Genomic DNA, 9,624 nt, shown 5'->3' on the forward strand with positions numbered 1-9,624 from the left:
TAAGAGCACAGTTAGAACTGCAAAAACAACAGACGAAAAACCAATGGATGGCGGATGCGGCGCAATACATCCAAGCGGAATTGCAAGTGTTTTTAGCGACATTGTCCCAGAACACAGGAAACAACGTAACATCGACTAACACAAACGCGGTACAAACGATCAACCCGACGGTGCAAAACGTAACGACGACGCCAGCTTCCCAAGCGACAAACCCCGCACAAGCGGCACAGAGTTACTACCAAGGAACCCAAACCTGGAATACGAAATGGAACGACCTCCTAACCAAACAAAACACCTGGGAACAGAATTCCTTGAACGCCATCCAGACCGGAGTCTTGCAATGGAACCAATCGATAACTGGATTAGAAAATGATAAATTAAGCTATTTGAATGGAATAGAACAAACCAAAGCGCAGTGGTTAGCCAACAGACAACTGATCCAGAACGCACAAAGCCAAATGAGAAGCGCGTTACAAGGTACGATTACGAATATACGAAACCAAGAAAACCAACTGAAAAACAGCGCATCCAGTGATCCGAGTTTAGTAGCGGTGTTCGGAGACATGGACGGACTGTTAGACGATCTGCAAGACGCATTGAACTCTCAAGCGTCTCTTGGGACCTTGGCGCAGACATTAGGAGAGTTTTTCCAAAGTCAAATAACAAACGCCACGGCTAAAGCGGACTACTGGAACATAACGAAATGGCAAGAGACATACGCGACACAAACAATGGCATTTTCCCAGATCGTAGGGAACGCAAGCCTAAGCTGCAGCCATTCCGGAAGCGGATCCAATTGGTGTAACTCTTTACCTACCGGATCCCAAGCAGCGACGTATTCATCCAATGGAAACGTATACGGATGGGCGGCAACGAGCGGCGGGTTTCAAAGCGGGGTGCTTGTGAGTAACCCGGCGGTTTCCAACAATTCGAGTGCGAGCACTAGTGACGGGCATTACGTGGCGGTGTGTAACGGATGGGAAGTCGGTGGGACTTGCAATTTTGGAACCGGACAGTATGCCTTGGATGCCTCGTATTGTGGAGGAGGTTGGTTTTGTGGATACGATAGAGATTGGATAATCGACAACACGTATTCCTTATCCGTAAGCGAGTCTTTCAACCAACAACAGATTACGGACAACAACAATATCCGAAATGCAGTACTCGGAAGTTATAACACCGCATTTGGGCAGTCTTCTCAAGCTGGGAACGCGGTTTCAGGTTCAAGCGTGGCACTGGAGACCAAAGTATATTTGGGAAGCACGGCTCTGAACTCGTCGAACTGGTTTGGTTCTTTGGGACTGACAAATCAAGTGCAGATCCAAACGAAATACAAATACATAGACACCGCGATGCAGGCGAATCAAAACTTTTGGTCCGGATTAGCGGGTCAATTTACAAGTATATCTTCTATGTTCTTGTCCCTAGTCAATCCGCTGAAGGATTGGGAAGACAGATCGGAAGAATACGAAGAAGAATACCAAGCCAAACTCTTAGAACTGGAACAAACGAAACAAAGTACAATCACGAACTACGATAGCCAGATAGCGGCCATGAAAGCAGCGAGAGGAGCGTGGGTAACCGAAGTATACGGTTACCAGATGGCTGGGATAGAAGGAAGCGCGGATAACGCGAATAGCCAATACAGAACGGGACAAGAGACCTGGGACAACACGATCAGTGTGTTTCAACAAGCGGAACTGAATTGGTATTTGTCTGCCAAAGATACATTGCAACAAGCAGTGACGGACCCGACACAGGGAGAAGCACAGTACCAAACGAACGCAATTCCCCAAGCGAACCAAATACAAACCCAGATTACAAATTCGGAGACGAATACAACCCAGCTTTACAACGCAGCAACGGGATTGTACCAAACATACCAATATTCAGCAGCCGGGAACTTGATGCAACAAGCTTTGACGAACCAACAAAACCAAACGAGCTGGAACCAACAAGGGGCCGCGGTCTCTCAAAGCATCGCAGATTCGTTTGGAAGAAGTGAAGCCTACAAAACGGCGGAGTTCAACGCAAGTAACCGAATCAATGCGCTGGCACAAACGATCTACGGAAACGGAGCGTATATCGTAGACACCACGGAATTAAACCAGATCCAAACTCAAGCGAGCGCCTACACACAAAATCAAACGCACTGGCAAAATGAAATCAACGGAACGAACGGCGGGTTTAACTTTAACGGAAGAACCACGACGAGCCAAACCAAAGAAGCCCTGTATACCGATATGGTAGCGGACATCGGCGTCGCGACTACGTTACAGTCTGAGGTAGTGGACGACGAAATTACCTACTTGAAAGCGGCGAATGAATATTTCGAAAAATCCGAAAGATATCAAGAGCTTGCGGACAAGGCGAAGAGTGAAACGAAGTTCGACGAGGCTGCGTTGTATACCGGATATGCTGTCAGAGAGAAGAACAACGCACTCGGATATCTGAAGAAAAAATATTACAATCTGGGCGAAGAGATCACGACGGAAGTGGATAACCGTGGTTTGACCTTTACGAGAAACTCATTTCTTAGTTATCGCGATACACTGCTAAGTAAAAACTTTCAAAATACGACCCAAATCGGCAAACAAATCCAAGAAGGAAAGAACGCGGTCGCCGGAATTATATCCGAAGGAGAAAGTTACAACCAGATACAAGGAATGTTGCAAACGGCTCAGAACTTGAACCACCAAGGCGAAGAGAACAAAACAAGAGTGGAAAAGTTACTCTTGGAATCGAAAGAATTAGCAAACCGTGATATTGGAGGCGGACTGCTCGACGGATTGCAAGACATGATTGCGAGCATCCAAAGCAGTTTACCGCAAGAGGTAAGCAACGGCGGCGTAACCCAATACATCCAAGCACAAGAGAAAGAGTTAGCGGAGAAACAAGAGAAAGCCAATGAACTGCTAACGCACATGAATTCTCTCGTTACAAATCAGAACGATCTTTCCAACTTACAAACCCTACTGCAAGGAAGCGGACAAGCGATCAACTTAGCGGCTAACAGCGCTGTGTCGAAATACTTGGACGACTATTCTAAGAAGTTGCAAAAGGACAATGAGGAGAGAAGTAACAATCTCCAAAAGACTTTGATGGAAGCGTTACAAAACGGAGATCAGTACAAATACCTCCGAGACGCAGGATACGGATTTAGAGCGGACGGGGACGGAATCTCCGCGTTCAGACAGATTTACAGCGGAGAGATTGCAATCGACGGAAGTGCGATGAAAGAAACGAGTTATTCTCCCGAGATGGAATATCAATATCTTCGAATAGAGACTAAGTTTAGTCCGGGGAACTTGAGCGTGGATATGTTGAATCCGAATTCTACCACGTTCAGTGCGGAGATGGTGAGTAACGTCAAAGCCTACATCGACGACATGCAAAAGAACGTAGAGCAAATGTTCGCACAGTTCAGCGACAAAACCGAAGAGGTGAAACAGGAATACGCACAGAACCAGGAAGTGCGCGATTACAAAAAGGAACTCTACAAAGAGAGCAAAGGCAACATCTTAGCATCTTTTCAAGGTTTGGAAGGAAATTTCCAACAAACGTTCAACCCGACGATGAGCGGACTGAAAGACTATCACGAGCAAGGATCGAAATACAACTTTGCAACGGGAAGCATCAAGGGTCAAAGCGGCGAGATGCAAAAAACGGGCAAGACCATGTATGCCGGCGCTAACATCGAAGATACCGTCTTTGCGGGAAGTAGAGAACTGAAAGGCAGCGTGAGCGTGAAGGGAATCCCCGTTGAAATCACCTACGGGATGCAAAACCTGATCGTCGCGTCCGGCTTTAACATATCGAATCTCGGTTACGATTTCAAACTGAAGTTGGCGGGAACGAGTTTTGCGGAGAGAGAACTTTCGAACGTAAATCAGAAATATGCCCAGTATGAAGAAGACATCCAGGCAAGGGTCGAGAAACAAGCGAAGGCGAACGACGCGGAGAAGGAAAGTAAGGGATTCATATTCACGATCTTGAATGGAATGAACGGTGGAAGCGGCAGTATGGGGCAAAGATTTACCCAGGCCGTGAAGTCTGAAGTTCAAAGCCGCGTAACGGGAGCGGTCGCGGAAGCGACTGGATTACCGGCAAGTCTTGTCGGAGCCTTAGTCGGCGGAAGTAGTATGAAAGACGCGGTGAAAGCGTATGTAAAAGACGAGACGACGAACGCTATTTCGAAGGCGACGGGAATCCCCGCTTGGATGATTTCCAAGCAAATGGACAAGATGAACAAACCTAAGGAACAATTCTACCAAACACAAGAGTTCCAAATGGTGACTACCGTGATAGCTGTAGCGGCGGCTCCTTTTACCGGTGGAGCATCTCTTGCCGTAGCGATGGCGGTGGGAGCGGGACTCGGAGCCGCAACGGGAGCAGCGAGCGGCGGACTGAAAGGCGCGCTTGTCGGAGCAGTTGGTGGAGCCGCGGGAGCAGCGGTGAAAAGTTTTACCGGCGGAGCGGTTAGCGTAAACTTGAGCTACTCCGCAGAAAACGGATTTGGTGCCAGTGTCGGAGTTGGTTACGGTCCGGCGACAGTCAGCGTTGGAATCTCCGAGCGCGGAGGTACGACGGTTGATCTTGGTTTAACAAAAGGCGGCTTTAACGCGGGCCTTAGTTACAACAGTAAAACAGGAAAAGCGAGTGTGAACGCGGGATTGGAAGTAGCGAAGGGAACAAGCCTCGGAATCAGCTACAACGAAGGAGACGGCTTCGGAGCGAGTATTAGCAAAAGCTTAAGTAATGGAGTGAATGGAAGTTTAAGCTGGAGCGAGAAAGGCGGCGTTGGCGGAAGCATCGGTTACGAAGCACCGGGTGACAAAAACAAATCTAAGAACTCACTCGCTAACAAAATGCAAGGAGCCGGTGGAAGTTTAAGTTTCTCTCAAAGAGACGGAGTGTCGGCGGCATTTAACGCATCGGGCGGAGTCAATGCTGGTAACTGGAGTCAGTCGGGGGGCTTTCAAGCGAACACGAACTTTCTCGCCGACAAATGGAAGGCGGACTTTGTATCAGGAAAAGCTAAAGAAGACGCGGAAGCTCAAGCCAAACACAGAGAAGCCAATTCTCATTCCGGATCGGATGTCCTCAGTGGTGCAGGATATGCGAGCGCGGAAGACAAGTTAAACGCAACCAGAAAAGAAGCACTGATCCACGAGATGCAAGACAGCGGCCAAGATGCGAGCAAGATTCTTGACATGAGTGACGATGACATCGCCAAAGAGCTCCAGAAACGCGGTCGGAACGGAGACTCGAACGGTAACTTTGGAATCAACGATCCTGGATCATCGCGAACATCGATGCTGGATCATGTATTAGGAAGTGCTAAAGACTTTCTCGTGAACAACTTTACGACGGGCGGCGCGAGCGACAAATACGGATACGTGGGATCGGATGGGAAGTATCACCAGAACGTATGTTTTGTCGCGGGCACTTTAGTTTGGACACAAGAAGGATTGAAAGAGATCGAAGAGATTGAAGTGGGCGAGAAAGTTCTTTCTTGGGATGAAAAGACGAGAGAGATGAGCTACAAACCAGTGATTGAACTCTTTAGAAGAGAGACGACACTGTTATTTGATTTGGAAACGGAAGACGGAAGTCTGATCCAAACTACTTGGAATCACCCGTTTTGGTCGAGAAGAGAGGAAGTCGTATTCGAAGATTCTAATGTATCTTCCTCTTACGGAGTTACGGAGACTGCGGTAGTGAACCGGACGGAGACTTGGAGAAAGACCAAGGATTTGAAAGTGGGCGACGAGTTACTTTTGACCACGGGGGAATGGATTTGTGTAACTGAGGTTCGCGAATACATTGTTGAGACTACGAAAGTTTACAATATTGAAGTGGATGTGAATCATACTTACTTTGTTGGGAACGGGGTTCTGGTTCACAACTATGAGGGTGTTCTCGGAATGGCCCAAGGTTTGTATGACAAAGTTAAGGGAGTGGTAACGGGCGGAAGTGAGAAGCCGAAACCGGTTACAAATGGAAACGGCGGAGGAAAACCGGGATCGGAGATTGTAGAAGACTCTAGTGGCAAGCTGTATCAAAAACAAAAAGTGAATGGAAAATCGGAGTGGGTTGAAATCAATCCGGCGACGATGAACCCAGCGAGACACGCGGAAGGTCAGGCGCTAATGGCGCACGGTGCAGCTAACGGAGACTTGGCGGCGTATTCGAAAGGACTTGCTTTAACCAAAGGTTACGGCTGGGACGACAACGGTTTGAATATGGTTGGAATCAGGGTTCCAGTGGATTCTCAGAATGCAAGACACGATGACTACTTCTTAGCGGTAAACAAGGGCAAGTTGGAAGCTGTTTACTTCGGATCGACACAGCCTGGACAGAAAAGCTACGATGGTAGTGCCGCCTTGGGAGGTGTTGGAGAAGTATCCACAGGCCACAGGACTATCGTAATGGACGACAGGAGAAATGGAGCTGATAGTTGGAAGAATGCAACGTTAGGAAGGTCAGCCGATGGTATCATGACAGGAGCGAGAGACAAGGATGCTGACGGAAACCACAGTGTGACGGAAAGAGCGATTTCTGCACTGACTAACATTGGCGGAGTTTTCTTTCATCAGGGGAGTCAGGATCGGGTGGATATTATTAAACCAAGTAGGTCCAAAGATAACACGCTTGTTGTGGATTATGTAAAAGGTAAGGTAGATAATTTTTCTCAAGGATGTCAGATTACGAACATGAGCTATTATCATGATGCACAAAGCGGGACAAACAAGATTTTCCAACCTTCGGACATCAACAAAGCGACAGGAAATCATGGGGCGTATAGCAGTGTGGAAAATTTGATTCGAAACAATCCTAAGTTTGGATATTCCTTAATCAATTCTTCCGATTACAATTCTGGGTTGATGAACAAGTTGAACGATTTGAGAACGAATGCGAGAGAGGAATTCATGCAGAAGGCATTAGACAAGTTTAAGTCTGATAACCCTAAATACAAAAACCACAATGTTCAATTTAATCGTTGATTTTGGGAGACGCCTTCCTTCTTCTTGAAGGAAGGCGATTTGCTTTAACAAAGGAGTTTGTGAATATATGAGAATTTTAATTTTGTTTTTTTTTGCATTTGGGGTTTTGTTCGCCCAAGATCTTGGATTACAAGAAGATATTGATGCAAACTATCAAAGGATAATTCGAGAGAAAAAAAAGGTGATTATCCCAGAGATTGTAGGTTTGAAATCGGAGGATCAAAAGAAGTTATTTGATCGTTCTTCTAAGACGTATGTAGAATTTCCGATTCTACCGGGAAACCAACCTACAATCGTAATTAAAACACCTGCGGGTTACTTGTATAACGTAAATTGGAGGGTTTTATCCTGTTATGATTTGGGAGAAAAGTTTGACCTCAAATATGCACGAATCAAAAAGATGCAAGTCATTACAAAGGTGGTTTCCAAAGCCGGAAAAACGGAAGTATTACGAGAAGATGATGAAAAAGAATTTAATTCTGATGATATAGATTTTATGCCTTTGTATGCAGATAATAATGTAAATGTATCGGGCTCCGCTCCATATGGAAATGCAGTAAAACATTATCTCATCGAGATATATATTAAAGATATGTTTCGGAAAGAGAACAAGAATCTTTGCGTATCGGAGATCTTACCGTTTGACAGTTGATGAAACACATTGAATAGACCGGCTCATCTTCAAGCGGGGCACGTTCCGAGTGAAAACTGGACAAAGCGGTTCACAATAGTGAACCGGGGCGGAAGTAGCATTGGAATGTGAAGAGAAACATCATATTATAAAAGTGTAAATGATATTGGAGTTAATTTTCCGATTTTAATCCCGTTTACTAACAAACACCGCAGGATGTAACTCTGTTTTCTTCGTATCTTTGTTTTTTGGCGTTCATCGATTGTTCTTTTAACAAATTGGAATCAACGGATTTACCTTCGTAAATTTCCTGTGGGGTGAGAAGATAACGGCCTGCTCTGTTGGGTCGTTCTTGATTGTAAACAGGAATCCATTCCGATAATTTTTGAATCAAAGATTCTCTATTAGGAATCTCTAAATGATGAAGGCACTGATACTTAGTGATTTTGTGAACCGCCTCAATAGGACTGTTGGAAAAAGAAACGTCTTTACCAGCGGTGATTTTGTTGATGGGAAGATTGTTCTCAAAAATGAGCCTGTCCAGAGCGCCTTGATTTTCCGGTCCGCCGTCGGTCATCAAATGAACGAAAGAAGATTCTTTGGAGAGATTAACATTGATTAAAGGAAAAAGATCGGGTAAGGTCAACTTGGAAAAAGAGGTTTGATACTTGGAAACGGCCTCCTCGACTAAAGAAGCACAAACGTCGCTGTCAACTTGGTGAGCGACTTTAAACCCTAAAATCATCTTAGAGAAGTTATCAATCAAAACGTAAATATGAGATTTGATGTTGTCTTTGGTGACAAACTGAGTGATATCGCAATGCCAAACTTCATTGGGACGGGAGGTTTTAAAACCTTCTTTTTTTAACTTCTTAAACTTGTTTGAAAAGAGTTCGGGACGGAGGACTCTGGCCCATTTGTAAAAGGAAGAAAGACCGCAATGGAGAATGTCATTTTTTCGAGCGTATCCCCAAATGGAAGAAAGAGGCCAAAACAAAACGGCCTTTTCCAAAAGAAGATTTTTTAAAGAATCGATTTCCTTTTTTGAGATCTGACCGACAAACCTCTTGTGGCAGAGGTTTCCCAAGGAACTACTACACCTGAACCGAACTTGGAAAAACCAACTGTGAAAAGTGGACTTGGAAATATGAAACTTCCTTAATGTTCTTTTAAAACCGAGGTCGTCCTTTACTCTTTGAATGGTACGAACGATTTTTTCCTTAACTTCAATCGAGTTTTTCATTTTTTTCGGAAGAGATTTAATCTGAAGAATACAGAGTCTGATTTTTGCCATTGCAATGATAGCTTTTCGAACGGTTTCCGAATTTTCCAAGCGGATGGCAAGAGAGTTGGCTTCTCTTTGAAGATTGGGCTCCAGCCCGTTAAAACAAAACCCGTGGATATGACGAAAGGATTCGGGATCTTTTTTTTTGAGAGAGTGAACTGTTGATTTTGGAAATTTTTTGAGTTCTTGATCGGATACGTTTCCGTTAGCGACTCGAAATTTCCAAGCCGTGTCAAAGATGTTTCTTGTTTTTTTGAGTTTCACAGAGTCTGCCGCATGCGAGGAAACGTTTTGGACTTTCATATCCATCTATGTGAATATATCGTAATGATAGAATCACAAATTAAATCTTTTTTGCATGAAGGATGCAATAATTGTTATACATCTTGAATAAAAAAGAGATGAAAGTGATTATGTTAGTTGACACAAATCACAAAGTTTTGCAATCTTGTTCGAGCAAATAACGATTTTCCCGCGTGAGTAGTTATCTTGTAGCGGCTCGAATTGTGTGCTGAGAGATATGAATAACTTAGAATACGTATACGGCCAATCTGTGATGGAGAAGCGTACGAGACGGTTGATGTTTGTGGATATTCAGATATCCGAATCCTTGGTACAATGTGTGTATTTCGCGAGTGGTAGATTGAACGTAGTCGAGCTGGGAATTGACGAGATCGAACCGAAAGAGGAAGAAACACGAG

4 protein-coding genes are annotated in these 9,624 nt (G+C 44.9%); 3 read left to right on the top strand and 1 reads right to left on the bottom strand.

What is annotated here, in order from left to right:
* Together LEP1GSC194_RS11795 and LEP1GSC194_RS11800 are read left to right on the top strand one after the other, a co-directional pair.
* The coding region (locus tag LEP1GSC194_RS11795) for a polymorphic toxin-type HINT domain-containing protein (RefSeq protein ID WP_036042546.1) at positions 1-7,007 on the top strand (7,007 nt) is incomplete at its 5' end.
* A 67-nt stretch (positions 7,008-7,074) separates the two neighbouring features.
* Positions 7,075-7,659, top strand: a complete 585-nt coding sequence (locus LEP1GSC194_RS11800; protein WP_020773799.1) for a hypothetical protein — start codon at positions 7,075-7,077, stop codon at positions 7,657-7,659.
* Between the two features lie 178 nt (positions 7,660-7,837).
* On the opposite strand, the gene LEP1GSC194_RS11805 is transcribed toward LEP1GSC194_RS11800, so the two are convergent.
* A complete protein-coding gene (locus LEP1GSC194_RS11805) occupies positions 7,838-9,226 on the bottom strand; it encodes a DDE-type integrase/transposase/recombinase (protein WP_232424464.1) in 1,389 nt (462 codons plus the stop codon).
* Positions 9,227-9,443: 217 nt separating this feature from the next.
* Here LEP1GSC194_RS11805 and LEP1GSC194_RS22325 point away from each other — a divergent pair.
* Positions 9,444-9,624, top strand: a 181-nt coding sequence (locus LEP1GSC194_RS22325; protein ID WP_157229215.1) for a hypothetical protein, incomplete at its 3' end; no start/stop codon positions are given.

Source organism: Leptospira alstonii serovar Sichuan str. 79601, assembly GCF_000347175.1.
GTDB classification, from domain to species: Bacteria; Spirochaetota; Leptospiria; order Leptospirales; family Leptospiraceae; genus Leptospira; species Leptospira alstonii.

Coding starts and splice junctions, on each gene's coding strand:
- LEP1GSC194_RS11800 (WP_020773799.1), top strand. CDS start 7,075: ATGAGAATTTTAATTTTGTTTTTTTTTGCATTTGGGGTTTTGTTCGCC.
- LEP1GSC194_RS11805 (WP_232424464.1), bottom strand. CDS start 9,226: ATGAAAGTCCAAAACGTTTCCTCGCATGCGGCAGACTCTGTGAAACTC.